Here is a 16,136-nt window from a genome sequence, read left to right on the forward strand (position 1 = left end):
TTATGTCGATGACCCTGGCGACCGCACGGAGGGCCTCGGTCCGCGGTAGACCGCGGACCCGGATCCTGCCCTACGTGCTGCTGAGTCCGGCGGTGCTGGTCACGCTTTTGATCGTGTTCCTGCCGATGCTGCAGGCGGTGGTGCTGAGCCTGCACGACTTCGTGCTGTTCCGGCCGAACCAGATGCCCTTCGTCGGGCTCGGCAACTTCGCCGAGGCGCTGGCCGACCCGGTGTTCTGGACCTCGCTGCAGCATACCGCGATCTGGGTCGGGATCACGGTCCCGGCCCAGCTGCTGCTCGGTCTCGCCACCGCGCTGCTGCTCAACCAGCGCTTCTGGTGGCGGCCGGTGGCGCGGGCGGTGGTCATCATCCCCTGGGCGCTGCCCAGCGTCGTCATCGCGCTGATGTGGCGCTGGATCTACGACCCGAATGCCGGCGTGTTGAACGACGCACTGGTCCGCCTGGGCCTGCTGCAGGGCGCCTTCCCCTGGCTGGCCGATCCCGGCACCTCGCTCTACGCCATCATCCTGACCCTGACCTGGCAGGGCTTCCCGTTCTTCGCGGTGATGATCCTGGCCGGGCTGCAGGCGGTGCCGCACGACCTGTATGAGGCCGCGGCGATCGACGGCGCCGGTCCCTGGCAGCAGTTCCGGCGGATCACCCTGCCCTCGATCGCCGGGGTGATCGCGACCGCGGTGCTGCTGCGCGTGATCTGGGTCGCCAACTCGATCGACGTGATCTTCGTCATGACCGGCGGCGGCCCGGGCTACGCCACCCACACCCTGCCACTCTATGCCTTCATCAAGGCCCGGACCAATCTCGATTTCGGCTACGGCTCGGCGCTGGCGGTGATCTTCACCCTGCTGCTCGCCGGCTTCGTCGTGGTCTATCTCAGGCGCACCACCAGGGCGATGGACTGATGGTCACCCGCAATTCCCCCTGGCGCCGGGTCGCCCTGGTCCACCTGCCGATGCTGCTGATCGCGGTCTTCGCGCTGGGCCCCTATCTGTGGATGGCGCTGACCTCGCTGACGCCGCCGGACGAGATCGTCGGCCGCGGCGTCGCCACCGACCCGTGGGCCTGGACCACCGCCAGCTACGAGCGGCTGTTCGGCCATACCAGCTTCCTCATCAACATGGGCCACAGCCTGATCGTGGCGCTGGGCACGGTCGCGGTCGGGCTGAGCCTCAGCGTCACCGCAGCCTATGCCTTCTCGCGCTTCCGCTTCGCCGGGCGCCGGCTGCTGATGATCCAGTTCCTGGTCATCAACATGTTCCCGATCATCCTGCTGGTCCTGCCGCTGTTCGTGCTGATGCGGCGGCTCGGCCTGCTCGACACCCACATCGCGCTGATCATCGCCAACGCCACCGTCGCCATCCCCTTCGCCATCTGGATGATGACAAGCTACATCGACGCCATCCCGAAGAGCCTGGACGAGGCGGCGATGACCGATGGCTGCTCGCGCCTCGGCGCACTGTGGCGGGTGATCCTGCCGCTCTGCGTCCCCGGCCTCGTCGCCACCGGCATCTACATCTTCATCACCGCCTGGAACGAATACCTCTACGCCCTGACGCTGGGCGGCCGCAGCGTCCGCACCATGACCGTCGCGATCCAGACCCTGATCGGCGAGTACCAGATCGAATGGGGCCTGCTGACCGCCGGCGGCGTGGTCGGCGCCCTACCCGCCACCCTCCTGTTCCTCCTCGTCCAGAAACGCCTGATCGGCGGCCTGACCCAGGGCGCCGTGAAGGGATGACCCTCTCTCGACCGAAAGAATCATCCATGCCGAACCCGATCGGCCTCATCTCCATGCAGGTCGCGCGCCCCTTCACCACCGAGCATTTCGGCTGGTTCGAGCGGATCCGCGCCATGGGCTACGACTTCATCGAGCTCCTGGTGCCCGAGCCGGGCGAGCTGGACCTCCCCGAGACCCGCCGGGCGTTGGACGGCGCCGGCCTGTCCGTCGTCCTCGCCGCCCGGGTCAACCTGCAGCGCAACCTGACCGGCGACGATGCCGCTGCGCGTGAGGCCGGGGTTGCGTATCTGTACTATGCCGCCGACTGCGCCGAACGGCTCGGCGCCGGCATCGTCGGCGGTCCGCTCTACGGCAACCCGCTGGTCTTCGCCGGCCGACCGCCGGCGCCGGTGGCCGAGGATCTGCGCTTGCGTCGCCGCGACTGGTGCGTCGACGGGCTGCAGCGAGCGGCCGATGCGGCGCGCGACCATGGGGTGGTTCTGGCGGTCGAGCCGCTGAACCGGTTCGAGACCGACATCCTGTGCACCACGCGCCAGGGGCTGGACCTGATCGACCTGGTCGACCGGCCGGAAGTGCGGCTGATGCTCGACACCTTCCACATGCATATGGAGGAGGCCGACATCGCCGAGGCGATCCGCCTGGCGGGCAACCGCTTCGTCCATTTCCAGGCGAACGAGAACCACCGCGGCTTCGTCGGCACCGGCGCGACCGACTGGGTGGCGGTGGCGCGGGCGCTGGCTGATGTCGGCTATGCCGGCCCGATCTCGGTCGAGCCGTTCCGCCGCGACGACGACCGCTTCGGCGTGCCGATCGCGCAATGGCGGCCGCCGCATGAGGACGAGACGGAGAAGCTGACCCAGAGCCTCGCCCTGCTGCGCGGCGCATTGGCGATGGGAGGGCACCGGCGATGACGCTGAAGATCGGCTGGATCGGCTGCGGCACCCACGCGACCCAGATGCTGCTGACGCAGCTGACGCGGCACGATGTCGAGCTGGCGGCGCTGTGCGATATCGACGGCGCCAACCTGGCCCGCGCCGCCCGCCAGTTCGGCGTGCGCGCCACCTACACCGACCATCGCGACCTGCTGGCCCATCCCGGGCTGGACGCGGTCGGCATGGCGGTCGGCCCCGCCGCGCACCACGCCATCGGCCTCGCCGCCCTGGCCCGTGGCCTGCCGGTGTTCATGGAAAAGCCGCCCGGCAGCACTCTCGCCCAGGCCGAGGAGCTGCTGGCGGCGTCAGAGCGCGCCGGCAAGCCGCTGGTGCTCGGCTTCATGAAGCGCTGGTCGATCGGCAACCGCATCGCCGGCAACATCGTCCGCAGCCGCGAGTTCGGCCCGGTGCTGGGCTTCTACGGCTCCTACATGACGGCGCCGACCTATTTCCAGGGCGCGGTCGACTATTCCGGATTCTTCCTGCACCACTGCGTCCACTACATGGACCTTCCGGCCTTCCTGGCGGCCTCGCCGATCCGCGAGATCTCGGCCCGCAAGGTCGAGAACGGGCCCGGGCGCCTCCTCATGCACGTCGCATTGGGCTTCGACAGCGGCGCCATCGGCACCATCGTCATGGGTACGGTGCAGTCGCGCGGCACGCCGATGGAGTTCGTCCAGATCATGGGCGACCACCGCCGGCTGGAGGTGCGCAATGTGATCGATGTCACCTATTACCGCGACCCGGCCTTCAAGACCCAGAACCTCGGCGCCACCCTCGCCGGCACCGAGGATGCGTTGACCTGGTCACCCAACTTCACCGCCGCCGCCAATGAGGATTTCAAGGGTTACCATGCCCTGCTGGAGGTGACGCTGAAGGCCTTCCGCGGCGAGGCCGCCGACGCCCCCACCATCCGCGACGGCGTCACCGCCATGCGGCATCTGGAGACGCTGCGCCGACAGGTCGGAGGATAGAGCCTGCGGCCCAGGCTGGACGACCGCCACGCATGGGACAGGCCTGGATTGGCCAGACCCCATCCAGATCTTCACGACCGATCTGGCATTCCAGATCGACCTTCCCGGGCCGTGATCGCATCCGAGAGGGCTTCCAACTGCTCGGTGGCTGGTCCGCGCGACGCTTCGTCCAGGCTCGGCAGGCGCTCGGCCATTCCCACCCGAGCGGCACGGGCCTCGTCCAGCCGACCGGCGGCGCAGTGGGCGTGGCCCAGAGCCTCGAGCGCATAGAAGCACTCCACGCTATCAGCATCGTTCTCGACACAGCCCTGCCAGCAGGCCTCCGCAGCCCGCAGCGCCTCTTCGGCGCGCCCTGCGCCTGCCAGGCAGAGAGCGACCTGATAGTCCGCGCGCTCCCGCTCCAGCCAGCCGCCAGCCCTGTACCAGTTGGCATGGGAGATTCGCGCAGCGTCGATCATCAGGTCGACATAACCGCCGTCGTCCCGATGGTCCCCAAGGTAGAAACGGAGGTCGCCCGCGAGGTTGTTGGTGATGGCGGCCAGCGAGCGCAGCGACGCGGCGTCTCCAGCTGCATCGGCGAGCGCTTGGGCCGAGGACAGGCGTGCGCGAGCCTCGGCCCAGGCGGCGCGCCTGGTCAAGGCCAGCAGGGCATTGCCGTAGGCGCGGACCTGGTCTGCGGCCGTCAGAGAGGACTCCGCGGGCATCCCGGCACCGCCGGCCAGCGCATTGGCCAGACGGGCGCGGGCGAGCGCCGCCGCAAGCTGGCTGTTCCCGGCTGCGAGCGGTTCCAACCGGGCGATCCACCGATCGAGTTCGCGCGCGTCATCCATGTGCCCCAGCACGACGTGTTCGACCAGGCGAGCGAAGGCCTCCGCGTGGTCCGGTGCCGTGAGGAGCATGGCGAAACCATCCGGCAACCGAGCTGCGACCGCGGCGGGATTCGCCGCATGGTCCCTTTGGGCTGCTTCAATGAAGTGCTGGATCGTCACGACTGGCCTTGCGGTTCCGTGAGGCACGAATGGAGCTGGAGGCTCCAGGATCAATGAGTCAGCGAACGGTCGAACAGGTTCGTCATCTCGCACACGCGGCCCTCGATGAAGCATTTCAGGTTGCGGCAGAAGATGTCCGTGATCTTGCCGTTCTCGCTGGCCGCGGTGCTGGCCGAATGCGGGCTGACCAGCACGTTCGGCATGTCCCACAACGGGCTCGTTGGCGGCAAGGGTTCGACCGTGAAGACATCGAGGGCGGCGAATGCGATATGGCCGGTCCGCAGCGCGTCGATCATCGCCTGCTCGTCGACGACCTGGCCGCGCGCGATGTTCACCAGCACCGCGCCGGGCTTGAGGGCGGCGATCGCCGGGCGGTCGATCATGCCCTCGGTCTCCGCCGTGTGGGGAACCACGAGGACCAGCGCATCGGCGATCCCCAGCATCCGGTGCAGGTCCGCACTCCCGAACAGCGCATCGACCTCGAGCGCCTCGGCGGTCCGTGCCGATCCTGGCCGGGCCAGCGCCACCACCCGCATGTCGAACGCCTTGCCGATCCGGATGATCCGTCGGCCGACCTCGCCCACACCGATGACCGCGAGAGTCTTGCCGGCCAGTTCCTCGTCGCAGCGGCGCTCCCAATGATGGCGTTTCTGGTCTGCCTGGACGCGCAGATGCTGCTTCCAGTGGCCGATGAGGGAATGGAAAACGAACTCGGTCAGCGGGCCGGCATGCACCCCGCGGGCGGTGGTCAGCAGTATCGTCGAATCCTTGAGCCCGAGGCGCGCCACCCGGCTTCCGATCCCTGAACTGGTCGCCTGGATCCATTTCACCCGGGGCGCCAGCGAGAGGCCCGTCGATCCGTCCGCTGCATCCGGAGGGAAGTCCCACAGGATATCGGCCTTCGCCAGATGCCGGCGCCAGCGCGCCTCCCGCTCATCGTCGCGCTTGAATCCGGCCGGGCCATTGTGGTCCGCCACATATCGAGTCGGCGGAAGGAGATCGGGCTCGTGGACGACATCCACCCTGTCGGGCGCGACAGCGCGGATGCGGGCGACGTGCTCCTCCTCAAGCGGGCTGGCAATGAACACATTCAACCGATCGCTGTTACGGTCCATCGCTGCACCCCCGCTGTCGTTCACATCCTTGCAGCGCCGGCGCGCAACAGCGGCCGGCACGGAAGAGGAATTCGGTTAGTTGGCTCGGTTGCGGGCACGCGCCGGCGGCGGCGCCTCTCGGCCCACACCGGCGGCCTCACGCTGTTTGAGAAAGTCGAACAGCACGCGCCCCGCGGTTTCATTGTGGTCCCGCAAGATCCCTTCGGCGAACCGGCCGTCGCCGGCGACGATCGCCTCTACAATGGGTCGATGCGTGGCGATGATATCCTCGACGCTGGGCATCAGCCGGTCGCTCCAGATCAGGTAGAGCCTGATCTGCTGCTCGATCAGTCGATACTGCTCCGCAAGACGGCGATGACCGGACAGGGAGACGATCAGCTTGTGGAGGGCCAGGTCCCGGTCAACGATCGCGACCTCGTCGCCCTTCCCACAGGCCACGACCAGCGCATCGAACGCGCGATGGAGCTGGCCCTTCTTGTCGGAATCGAGATTCTCGGCAAGCAACCTTGCGGCCAGCGCTTCGAGGCTGCCCCGCAGCGTATAGAGCTCCCAGGCATCCGTGCTGCTCAGGCTGGTCACCGACCAGCCGGTGTAGGGCAATTGCACGACCAGCCCTTCGTTGGCGAGTTGATGGAGCGCCGTCCGGACGGTGGTCCGGGACAGGCCGAGGGCTTCCGACAGCCGCATCTCGGTGAGTCGCCCGCCGGGAGGAACGCCTCCCCCGACCACATGATTGCGGAGCGCTTCGGCGGCCTCGACCTCTACGCTTTTCTTCTTGATCGGTCTCAACTCCATCATGCGATCCGTCTAACAGGAAAATTAATTGTCGACAATTGAGAACGTCTGCGACATGAATCGCGGCGGAGGCATCCGAGGCAGCCGCACCACTCCTGAAAATAAGAAAGGGAGCGGCGCCGACGAGCGAACAAATTGGCGACATCGACACATGGAACGGACGCTTGCGCCGGTTCTCCGAATGCTGCGAGGCCCGCACGGGTTTGCGCTCCGCGCAGCCACGCATGGTGCCTGCAGAGTGCCATGGGGCGCGGCAATGCGGAGGCCTGACATCCGGCATCGGCACTCCGGCAGGCCGGCCCTGCGCCAGATCGCCGAGGCATGATGCTGGACCGACCGCTCCCGGCCTTGGACCACGATGCGCCTCCGCCCGGGCCGGAGCCTCGCCACAAGCTGCTTGAGGTCCGCAATCTCGCGGCGAAATTCTACACGGTCGACGGCGTCGTGAACGCCTTGAACGGCATCTCCTATTCCGTCGACAAGGGCGAGTGTCTGGCCATTGTCGGGGAGAGCGGCAGCGGCAAGTCCGTCGGCGTGCTCTCGATCCTTCGGCTGATCCCTTCGCCGCCGGGTCGGATCACCGGCGGCAGCATCCGCTTCAAGGGGACCGACCTGCTGACGCTCGATGATCGCGCGCTGCGGGACATCCGCGGCGGATCCATCGCCATCATCTTCCAGGACCCGATGACGTCGCTCAATCCGGTCATGCGGGTCGGGGCACAGATCACCGAAAGCCTTTTGGCGCATGAGAGCCTGACGCGCCGGCAGGCCCGATCGAAGGCGGCGGACCTGCTGGGCATGGTCGGGATCCCAAGGCCGGCGGAGCGGCTCGGCGACTACCCGCATCAATTCTCGGGCGGCATGCGCCAGCGCGTGATGATCGCCATGGCGTTGTCGTGCTCACCGCAGCTGATCATCGCGGACGAGCCGACAACGGCCCTCGACGTGACCATCCAGGCGCAGATCGTCGAGCTGGTGAAGAAGCTCCAGGCCGAACTCGGCACCGCCGTGATCTGGATTTCCCACGACCTCGGCGTTGTCGCCCGTCTCGCCGACAGGGTCGCCGTCATGTATGCCGGCCACATCGTCGAGCAGGCACCGGTCGACGAGCTGTATGCCCGGCCGGCCCACCCCTACACCCTCGGCCTGCTCGGATCGCTGCCGCGCCTGGACGCCGGCGGCAACAAGAAGCTGCAGGCGATCGGCGGACTGCCCCCGACCTTGCTTGGCGATCTGCGTGGCTGCCCGTTCGAGCCGCGCTGCCGTTTCGCGACCGATCGCTGCCGAGAACAGAATCCGGCCCTCGCCGAGGTTGCACCAGGCCACACGGTGGCGTGCTGGCATGATCGGCTGGGCCATCGGGACGCGCCCCATGAACAGTGAGATTCTGGTTCGCGTCAAAGACCTGAAGATGCATTTCCCGATCCGGTCGGGCGTCTTCAGCCGCGTCGTCGGGGCCGTGAAGGCGGTCGATGGCCTCACCTTCGATATCGCGAAAGGGGAGACCCTCGGGCTGGTCGGGGAAAGCGGCTGCGGCAAGACGACGGCCGGGCGCGCCATCCTTCAGCTCTACCGGCCGACCGCAGGAGAGGTCGAGTTCCGCGGGGTCGACCTCGCCAAGAGGGGTCCGGAAGATGTGCGGCGCGCCCGGCGGCACATGCAGATGATCTTCCAGGACCCCTATGCCTCGCTCAATCCCCAGATGCGGGTCGGCGAGATCATCGCGCGGCCGTTGCGCGTCCACGGCGTCGCCAGGAACGCGCGGGAGGAACGGACCCTCGTCACCGAGCTGATGCAGAAGGTCGGGCTCCACCCCTCCGTTCGCGATCGGTATCCGCACGAATTTTCCGGCGGGCAGCGGCAAAGGATCGGCATCGCCCGGGCGCTTGCCACCTCGCCCGACTTCATCGTCTGCGACGAACCCATCTCGGCGCTCGACGTCTCGATCCAGGCCCAGATCGTCAACCTGCTGGAGCGCCTGCGCGAGGAGTTGGGGCTGACCTACCTGTTCATCGCGCATGACCTCAGCATGGTGCGCTACATCTCCACCCGCGTGGGCGTGATGTATCTCGGCAAGATGATGGAGCTGACGACCAGCGACGAGCTCTACGAACGTCCGCTTCATCCCTACACCAAGGCCCTGCTGTCGGCGATCCCGATCCCCGACCCTCCGCTGGAGCGACAGCGGCAGCGCATGCTGCTCGAGGGCGACCTGCCAAGTCCGGCCGATCCACCGGCCGGCTGCCGCTTCAGTTCACGCTGCCCGATGGCGACGGACCAGTGCCGCGCCATCGAGCCGGAGTTCCGCGAAGCCACCGGGGGGCATTGGGTTGCGTGCCATCTTGTCTGACAGCGCCCGAATGGCGTCCTTGCCCCGCGATGGAAGCGTGAGGGGGCCATGCGCTACGTGATCCGGCGGCTCCTGCAGTCCCTCATCGTCGTGTTCGGCGTCAGCGTGGTGGCGTTCGGCATGCTGTTCATGACCGGCGATCCGACCGAGGTCATCCTGCGCGATGCGGCCGACCACATGACCGTCGCCCAGATCGAGGAGTTCCGGGTCAAAATGGGCTTCGACCGGCCGTGGTACGTCCAGTACTTCAGCTTCGTCGGCAACGCCGTCCAGGGAGACTTCGGCTACTCGTTCATCCGCCACCAGCCGGCCTACGAGGTGATCACCGACAAACTGCCGGCGACGATCAGGCTGGCGTCCTTCGCGTTCGTCCTGTCGCTGCTGGTGTCGATCCCGCTCGGGGTGATGTCCGCAATCTGGGTGCGGCGGCCGATCGATCACATCGCGACGGTGCTGGCCCTGATCGGCCAGTCCATCCCCAGTTTCTGGCTTGGCATCCTGCTGATCCTGCTGTTCGGCGTTCACCTGAAATGGCTGCCGATCTCCGGCAGCGGCACCTGGCAGCATCTCATCATGCCCGGAGTATCCCTGGCGGCGTTTCCCATCGCCCGCAACATGCGGCTGACGCGCTCTTCGATGCTCGACTTCATGCGGCGCGATTTCGTCCGCACGGCGCGCGCCAAGGGGATCTCGGAAACTCGCGTCGTCTATGCGCATGTGCTGCGCAACTCCCTGCTGCCGATCGTGACGGCGATCGGCCTCGAGCTCGGCTTCCTGCTGGGCGGCTCGGTCATCATCGAGACGATCTTCGGCTGGCCGGGCGTCGGCCGTGAAATCGTCTCCGCGATCGGATCGAAGGACTTCTACGTGGTCCAGGCCGGCGTGGTCATGCTGGCGCTGATCTTCGCCGCCGTGAACCTGCTGGTGGATCTCGCCTATTCCTGGATCGACCCGCGCATCCGGCACAGCTCATGACCCTCATCGACCGCCCGACTGAAATCGACGCCGGCGCCACGCCCGGAGCACCAGCAATGCCGGAGCAGGCCGCCGTCGGACGCCCGCGGCGAAACCAGATGCTGGCGCGGCTCTTCCGCAGCAAAGCGGCTGTCGTCAGCGTCGCCATCCTTCTGCTCGTCCTGATTGCCGCCGTCGCGGCACCGTGGCTGGCGCCGAACGATCCCTTCGCTATCAAGCTGATCCAGCGCCTGAAGCCCCCCGGCTACACCAGCAGCACCGGCATCACCTTCTGGCTGGGCACGGATTCGCTGGGCCGCGACGTCTTCAGCCGCCTGGTCTACGGCGCGCGCGTCTCCCTCGTGGTCGGGCTTGCCGCCGTGCTCATCTCCGGCACCATCGGGCTGCTGGTCGGGTTGCTGTCCGGCTATTTCGGTGGCTGGGTCGACGACCTGTTCATGCGTCTGTGCGACATCCAGCTGTCCTTTCCGACGATCCTGCTCGCCCTCACCATCATGGCCGTGCTGGGCTCCGGCCTCGACAAGCTGATCCTGGTGCTGGGCCTGACCGGATGGGTGCAGTACGGGCGCATCGTCCGCAGCCAGGTGCTGACCATCAAGACCGACGAGTTCGTGCTCGCGGCGCATGCCACGGGCGAGCGACAGTGGCGCATCCTGTTCCAGCACATCCTGCCGAATGTCTGGAGCCCGGTGATCGTGATCGCGAGCTTCACCGTCGCCAGCAACATCGTGGCCGAAGCGTCCCTCAGCTTTCTCGGCGTCGGCGTGCCGCCGAGCGTCCCGAGCTGGGGCACCATGCTGGCCGATGGCCGGCAGTATGTCGGCGTCGCCGACTGGCTGACGCTTCCCGCCGGCGCCGCGATCTCGCTGACCGTCCTGTCGATCAACATCCTCGGCGACTGGCTGCGGGACTATCTCGATCCCCGGCTGAAGAACATCGCCTGAGGAGCGCGCATAGACCAACGCCGGTACCGGGCAAACGTCCAAGGAGCTGAGCCGTGATGGGTCCGAATCTGTTGAGGCACGCCCTGTTTGCTTTCGGCCTGCTGGCGGGTGCGGCCGCCGCGACGTCCGCCATGGCGGATCAACGGCCGGTCGTGGTCCTGCTGCCGGCGGAGCCGGTCGGTCTCGACCCGATGTTCTCGACATCGAGCGCCGACATCACGCTGTCGATCAACGAGACGCTGTTCAAGCTCGACAATGACGGCAAGATCATCCCCGCCGTCGCGGAGTCGATCCGGATGATCGATCCGCTCACCTGGGAGATCAGGCTTCGCCCGGGGCTGGTGTTCCAGGACGACGAGCCGGCCAATGCCGACGCGGTCGTCTTCACCTTCGATCGGGCGAAGAGGCTGTTCGCGGCGGGCCAGGGCGACCTGAACTTCGCCATGGGCGCCCTGAAATACGACCATGTGGACAAGGTCGACGATCTGACGGTCCGGCTTGTCATGAGAGAACCGGATCCGATCGTGACCTCGCACCTGGTCAACCCGGAATTCTCGATCCTGCCGCCGAAATACTATTCGGAGAACCCGCCCGAGAAGGTGGCGTTCGCGCCCGTCGGGCTGGGCGGCTATCGCTTCGTCTCCTACGAACCCGGCGTCGGGCTGGTGCTGAAGGCTTTCGACAAGTACTGGCAGGGCAAGCCGCCGGTCGACGACGTCATCGTCAAGGCCGTCCCCGAGGTGGCGGCACGCGTCAGCGAGATGAAGGCCGGGTCGGCCGACCTCATGACGGGGGTGCCGGCCGACCTGAAGGCGGATCTGGAGGGAGACGGCGTCACGGTCGTGACGGCGGCGAGCTATCTTCGCCAGTTCATCAACATCAAGCAGGGCCGCCATCCCGCGCTGGCCGATGTGCGGGTTCGGCAAGCGATGAACTATGCCGTCAATTGCGACGAGATCGCCGCCGAGCTGCTGGGCGGGCTGGTGAAATGCCGGATCGACCTGGTCAATCCGCCCAATGACGATCCCGCCCTGAAGCCCTATCCCTATGACCCGGAGAAGGCCAAGGCGCTGCTGGACGAGGCGGGCTGGGTGACGGGACCCGACGGTGTCCGGGCCAAGGACGGCGTCCGCCTCTCGCTCAATTTCGACACGACGGGCGGCTTCTACCTGATGGACAAGGAGACCGCCCAGGTTCTGGCCGATGACTGGAAGGCCGTGGGCATCGAGATCAAGGATTTCAAAGTGATCGACAGCTCGGTCAGCGCGCAGATGCGGGCCAACCAGGGCGCCGGCTTCCGGGATCTCATGAACTCCGGCTCAGGCCCCGACTATACCTGCCAGGGCGACCTGCTGCTCGTGCACAAGGAGTCCGGCTCGAACCGCATGAGCTGGGTGGACGACACGTTCGAGCAGATGTTCAAGACGTTCCGTCAGGAGTTCGACGCATCGAAATGGCCGGAGATGTGCCGCACCGCACAAGCCTATGTCGCCGAGCAGGCGCCCGTGGTGTGGCTGTTCAACGCGCCCTCGCTCTATGGCGTGTCCAAGCGCCTGACCTTTCACCCCCGCGCCGACGGCCGGCTCTATCTGGGCTCAGTCCTGCAAGGGGAGCAGGATTAGAGCGTCCAGCCGATACAAAAAAACTGAACAGGAGGCAGAGACCATGATGCCGACACGTGCAATCCGAATTCCGATATTGATCCTCGGGCTGGCGTTCAGCGCTGTCGCGAGCGCCCCGGCCTTCGCGGAGAGCAAGCCGGTCATATTCCTCAGCGACGCCGAGCCGGTCAGCCTGGACCCGATGTTCTCGCAGTCCGACGCCAACGTCATACTGTCGATCCACGAGACCCTGTTCCGCCTCGACAATGACGGCAAGATCGTCCCCGCCGTGGCGGAGTCGATCAAAATGCTCAACCCGCTGAACTGGGAGATCAAGATCCGGCCGAACCTGGTCTTCCACAACGGCGAACCGATCGACGCCGATGCGGTCGTGTTCACGTTCGACCGGGCCAAGAAGCTGTTCGCGGCAGGACAGGGAGACCTGACCTTCGCGCTCGGAGCCCTCAAATACGACCATATGGAGAAGGTCGACGACCTGACCGTCCGCCTGGTGATGACGGAGCCGGATCCGATCATCACCTCGCATATGGTCAATCCGGAGCTGTCGATCCTGCCACCGAAATACTACTCCGAGAATTCGCCGGAAAAGGTGGCCTTCGCACCGGTCGGGGCGGGCGGATACCAGTTCGTGTCGTACAAGCCCGGCGAGGGCCTCATCCTGAAGGCGTTCGACAGGTACCGGCTCGGCAAGCCGCCGGTCGACGAGGTCATCGTCAAGGCGGTGCCGGAGATCGCGACACGCATCAGCGAGCTGAAGGCCGGAACCGCGGACCTCATGGTGGGCGTCCCCGCCGACCTGAAGGCCGACCTGGAGAGTTCGGGCGCCAATGTGGTCGTGGCGCCGAGCTACCGCCGCCTGTTCATCGCCATCAAGCAGGGCCGCCATCCCGCCCTGGCAGACGTGCGGGTCCGCCAGGCCATGAACTACGCTGTCAACTGCGAGGAGATCGCCACCGCTCTCCTCGGCGGAATGGCCAAGTGCTCGATCGATCTCATCAACACGCCCTACCAGGACCCGAACCTGAAGCCCTATAATTTCGATCCCGACCGGGCCAAGCAACTGCTCGACCAAGCCGGCTGGGCCCCCGGCCCGGATGGCATCAGGACCAAGGACGGCGAGCGTCTGTCGCTCAACTTCGACACCACCGGCGGCTCCTACCTCATGGACAAGGAGATCGCGCAGGTGCTGGTCGATTACTGGAAGGCGGTCGGCATCGAGATCAAGGATCTGCGGGTCATCGACAGCTCGGTCAACGCCCAGATGCGCGCCAAGCAAGGCGCGGGCTACCGGGACCTGATGAACAGCTCGTCAGGGCCCGACTATACGTGCCAGGGCGATCTGCTGCTGGTGCAGAAGGATTCCGGATCCAACCGCATGAGCTGGGTCGACGACAAGTTCGAAGCCATGTTCAAGGCGTTCAACCAGGAATTCGACCAATCGAAATGGGAGAAGATGTGCAACGAGGCTCAGGCCTATGTCGCCGAGCAAGCCCCTGTGATCTGGCTGTTCACCGAGCCGACCCTCTACGGCGTATCGAAGCGCCTCACCTACCAGGCGCGGCCCGATGGCCGAGTCTATCTTAATCTCGTCCTGAAAGGCGCCACGGACTAGCCCGCCACATGGTGCCGCCCGCTCCGGTCGCCACGGTGACGTCCTTCGCAAGCCCTTTGGCAGAGCCATGAGAAAAACGGCGCCCGAAGGCGAGATTTTGTAGGATTGTCCCGGCTTGTCGGGCGGCGTCATGCTGGCTTCATGAGACAGTGTTTCGTCGCCGGGAGCGCCAACGCGAAGCTGCAGGCCGGGCCGCCGTGCGAGGGGCTGTCCGGCCGTGCGTCCCTGAAGGCGAGGCCTCAGGACCGATCCCACGCTCGACGGGTTCCGTCTCGCACGACGCGGGGCACGTGGCTCCACGACGTCGACCCCACGCGTCCGAAGACGGCCCTCGGGGACAGGGGACGCGGCGAATAGGCATTTGGGCATCAAGGCTCCGGCGAAGACCGGGGCTGGGACCGGATCGGCCAACGATCCGCATACGGGCAGGCAAAGACGGGGAGATGGAGCCGATGACGACCGAATTCTCACGCCGGACGGCCCTCAAGGGCGCATTGATCGGCACAGCGGCCCTGGCCACGCTACGGGCTGCGCCGGGTTGGGCCCAGGGCCGCGGCGGCACTCTGACCGCCGGCCTGACCTACGACATCGACACGCTGAACGTCTATTCGACCGGCTATCTCGGCGACGTCCAGGCCGCCGTGGTCGAGGGGCTGCTGGCGCCGAACGGCCAGGCGGAGTACGTGCCGGTGTTGGCGACGGAGGTGCCGACGCTGCAGAACGGCGGCATCGTCCTGACCGACGGCGGCAAGAAGATGACCGTCACCTACAAGCTGCGCCCCGGGGTCAAATGGCATGACGGGCAGCCCTTCACCTCCGCCGACGTGAAGTTCACCTGGGAGGCGGTGAAGGACGAGAAGTTCATCGCCGAGTCCAAGGACGGCACCGAGGACATCGAGTCGATCGAGACGCCGGACGAGCTGACCGCGATCTGCCACTACAACACGGTGGCGTCGGATTTCGCGTCGACCCTGTTCACCTTCGGCATCCTGCCCAAGCACGCGCTGGAGGGGAAGGATCTCAACACCGACGTCTACAACGAAAAACCGCTGGGCACCGGCCCGTTCATGGTGAAGGAGTTCAAGCGCGGCCAGTATGTGCTGACCGAGCGCAACCCGAACTACTGGCGCAAGGACGACAAGGGCGAGGCCCTGCCCTATTTGGACCAGCTGGTGTTCAAGATCATCCCGGATTCCAACACCCTGATGACCCAGCTGAAGTCAGGCGAGCTCGGCCTCGTGGTCCAGGTGCCGTACAACCAGGCCAAGCAGATCGAGGGCGTGGCCGGGCTGGAGACGATCAAGGGACCGCTGCTGTCCTGGCAGCATCTCGACTTCAACTTCAAGGGCCCGAAGTCGCTGCAGGACCTTGCGGTGCGCAAGGCGATCGCCCATGCCATGAACCGGCAGACGCTGGTGCGGGCCCAGGGCGGCTTCCCCGAGCCGGTCAAGTCGCCGGTCGTGCCGGTGTTCAAGGACCTATATGACCCGAACACACCGGACTATGCGTTCGACGTCGCGCAGGCCAACAAGCTGCTGGACGACGCCGGCTACGCCAAGGGCTCCGACGGCATCCGCGCCAAGGACGGGGAGACCCTGTCCTACCGCATCGTGGTGCAGGCGGGCCGCGCCGACGACGAGCTGGCCGAGCAGGTGATCATCGCCCAGCTCAAAGCCATCGGCATCGCCGCCAACCCGGACAACAAGACGGGCGTGGCCTATCGCGAGGCACGCTACAAGGGCGACTACGACCTGATCTACGGCCGGTGGATCACCTCGGCCGACCCGGTCTACAGCGTCTTCTACGGCACCAAAGGCGCCAACAACGGCCAGGGCTACTCGAACCCGAAGCTCGACGAGGTCTTCGCCAAGCTGGAGAACACACTCGATCCGGCCGAGCGCAAGGCGCATGCGGCGGAGATGCAGAAGATCCTGGCCGAGGACCTGCCCTCGATCCCGCTGACCACCAACGTGGCCGTCATCGCCAAGACGACGAAGCTGAAGGACTTCGTGCCCAACCCGACCAACATGACCAACTTCGTCGACACCAGCCACTGGCATCTCGAAGGGTGA

General features: G+C 66.4%; 14 protein-coding genes. 11 read left to right on the forward strand and 3 right to left on the reverse strand.

Annotation, left to right across the window (positions count from 1 at the left end):
- The first annotated feature begins 2 nt into the window (after positions 1 to 2).
- From AB4112_RS02740 to AB4112_RS02755, 4 genes are read left to right on the forward strand one after another with little or no spacing between them, the layout of a single operon-like run.
- Positions 3 to 920: a carbohydrate ABC transporter permease gene (locus AB4112_RS02740; protein ID WP_441716994.1), complete on the forward strand. Its 918-nt coding sequence runs from the start codon at positions 3 to 5 to the stop codon at positions 918 to 920.
- A complete protein-coding gene (locus AB4112_RS02745; protein WP_309795555.1) occupies positions 920 to 1,756 on the forward strand; it encodes a carbohydrate ABC transporter permease in 837 nt (278 codons plus the stop codon). The genes AB4112_RS02740 and AB4112_RS02745 overlap by 1 nt, the downstream gene beginning before the upstream one ends.
- Positions 1,757 to 1,782: 26 nt before the next feature.
- Positions 1,783 to 2,667: a sugar phosphate isomerase/epimerase family protein gene (locus tag AB4112_RS02750; RefSeq protein WP_309795553.1), complete on the forward strand. Its 885-nt coding sequence runs from the start codon at positions 1,783 to 1,785 to the stop codon at positions 2,665 to 2,667.
- Positions 2,664 to 3,662: a Gfo/Idh/MocA family protein gene (locus AB4112_RS02755; RefSeq protein WP_309795551.1), complete on the forward strand. Its 999-nt coding sequence runs from the start codon at positions 2,664 to 2,666 to the stop codon at positions 3,660 to 3,662. Before AB4112_RS02750 ends, AB4112_RS02755 begins: the two co-directional genes overlap by 4 nt.
- Positions 3,663 to 3,733: 71 nt before the next feature.
- Here the strand turns inward: AB4112_RS02755 and AB4112_RS02760 are convergent, their stop codons facing one another.
- The 3 genes from AB4112_RS02760 to AB4112_RS02770 form a co-directional block, all read right to left on the reverse strand.
- Positions 3,734 to 4,651: a hypothetical protein gene (locus AB4112_RS02760; RefSeq protein ID WP_441716995.1), complete on the reverse strand. Its 918-nt coding sequence runs from the start codon at positions 4,649 to 4,651 to the stop codon at positions 3,734 to 3,736.
- A gap of 50 nt (positions 4,652 to 4,701) precedes the next feature.
- On the reverse strand, positions 4,702 to 5,766 hold the full coding sequence (locus tag AB4112_RS02765) for a D-2-hydroxyacid dehydrogenase (protein WP_441716996.1): 1,065 nt from the start codon (positions 5,764 to 5,766) through the stop codon (positions 4,702 to 4,704).
- Between the two features lie 75 nt (positions 5,767 to 5,841).
- Positions 5,842 to 6,564, reverse strand: a complete 723-nt coding sequence (locus AB4112_RS02770) for a GntR family transcriptional regulator (protein ID WP_441716997.1) — start codon at positions 6,562 to 6,564, stop codon at positions 5,842 to 5,844.
- Positions 6,565 to 6,882: 318 nt separating this feature from the next.
- Between AB4112_RS02770 and AB4112_RS02775 the strand changes: the two genes are divergently transcribed.
- From AB4112_RS02775 to AB4112_RS02805, 7 genes are all read left to right on the forward strand, one after another.
- Positions 6,883 to 7,944, forward strand: a complete 1,062-nt coding sequence (locus AB4112_RS02775; RefSeq protein WP_441716998.1) for an ABC transporter ATP-binding protein — start codon at positions 6,883 to 6,885, stop codon at positions 7,942 to 7,944.
- Positions 7,904 to 8,911, forward strand: a complete 1,008-nt coding sequence (locus AB4112_RS02780) for an ABC transporter ATP-binding protein (RefSeq protein WP_441716999.1) — start codon at positions 7,904 to 7,906, stop codon at positions 8,909 to 8,911. Before AB4112_RS02775 ends, AB4112_RS02780 begins: the two co-directional genes overlap by 41 nt.
- A gap of 48 nt (positions 8,912 to 8,959) precedes the next feature.
- The gene (locus AB4112_RS02785; protein WP_309795541.1) at positions 8,960 to 9,886 is read left to right on the forward strand and encodes an ABC transporter permease; all 927 of its coding nucleotides are present in this window, start codon (positions 8,960 to 8,962) and stop codon (positions 9,884 to 9,886) included.
- A gap of 98 nt (positions 9,887 to 9,984) precedes the next feature.
- Complete coding sequence (locus AB4112_RS02790; RefSeq protein ID WP_309795537.1) at positions 9,985 to 10,830, forward strand: ABC transporter permease; 846 nt, start codon at positions 9,985 to 9,987, stop codon at positions 10,828 to 10,830.
- 56 nt (positions 10,831 to 10,886) lie between these two features.
- Positions 10,887 to 12,452: an ABC transporter substrate-binding protein gene (locus AB4112_RS02795; protein WP_441717258.1), complete on the forward strand. Its 1,566-nt coding sequence runs from the start codon at positions 10,887 to 10,889 to the stop codon at positions 12,450 to 12,452.
- Positions 12,453 to 12,495: 43 nt separating this feature from the next.
- Positions 12,496 to 14,064 carry an ABC transporter substrate-binding protein gene (locus AB4112_RS02800; RefSeq protein ID WP_441717000.1) on the forward strand — a complete coding sequence of 523 codons (1,569 nt, stop codon included), beginning with the start codon at positions 12,496 to 12,498 and terminating at the stop codon, positions 14,062 to 14,064.
- A gap of 452 nt (positions 14,065 to 14,516) precedes the next feature.
- Positions 14,517 to 16,136 (forward strand): peptide ABC transporter substrate-binding protein, encoded by a 1,620-nt coding sequence (locus AB4112_RS02805; protein WP_441717001.1) that lies wholly within the window; start codon positions 14,517 to 14,519, stop codon positions 16,134 to 16,136.

The organism is Inquilinus sp. 2KB_23 (assembly GCF_052115705.1).
GTDB lineage: Bacteria > Pseudomonadota > Alphaproteobacteria > DSM-16000 > Inquilinaceae > Inquilinus > Inquilinus ginsengisoli_A.

Coding starts and splice junctions, on each gene's coding strand:
- AB4112_RS02740 (WP_441716994.1), top strand. CDS start 3: ATGTCGATGACCCTGGCGACCGCACGGAGGGCCTCGGTCCGCGGTAGA.
- AB4112_RS02745 (WP_309795555.1), top strand. CDS start 920: ATGGTCACCCGCAATTCCCCCTGGCGCCGGGTCGCCCTGGTCCACCTG.
- AB4112_RS02750 (WP_309795553.1), top strand. CDS start 1,783: ATGCCGAACCCGATCGGCCTCATCTCCATGCAGGTCGCGCGCCCCTTC.
- AB4112_RS02755 (WP_309795551.1), top strand. CDS start 2,664: ATGACGCTGAAGATCGGCTGGATCGGCTGCGGCACCCACGCGACCCAG.
- AB4112_RS02765 (WP_441716996.1), bottom strand. CDS start 5,766: ATGGACCGTAACAGCGATCGGTTGAATGTGTTCATTGCCAGCCCGCTT.
- AB4112_RS02770 (WP_441716997.1), bottom strand. CDS start 6,564: ATGATGGAGTTGAGACCGATCAAGAAGAAAAGCGTAGAGGTCGAGGCC.
- AB4112_RS02775 (WP_441716998.1), top strand. CDS start 6,883: ATGATGCTGGACCGACCGCTCCCGGCCTTGGACCACGATGCGCCTCCG.
- AB4112_RS02780 (WP_441716999.1), top strand. CDS start 7,904: ATGATCGGCTGGGCCATCGGGACGCGCCCCATGAACAGTGAGATTCTG.
- AB4112_RS02785 (WP_309795541.1), top strand. CDS start 8,960: ATGCGCTACGTGATCCGGCGGCTCCTGCAGTCCCTCATCGTCGTGTTC.
- AB4112_RS02790 (WP_309795537.1), top strand. CDS start 9,985: ATGCTGGCGCGGCTCTTCCGCAGCAAAGCGGCTGTCGTCAGCGTCGCC.
- AB4112_RS02795 (WP_441717258.1), top strand. CDS start 10,887: ATGGGTCCGAATCTGTTGAGGCACGCCCTGTTTGCTTTCGGCCTGCTG.
- AB4112_RS02800 (WP_441717000.1), top strand. CDS start 12,496: ATGATGCCGACACGTGCAATCCGAATTCCGATATTGATCCTCGGGCTG.
- AB4112_RS02805 (WP_441717001.1), top strand. CDS start 14,517: ATGACGACCGAATTCTCACGCCGGACGGCCCTCAAGGGCGCATTGATC.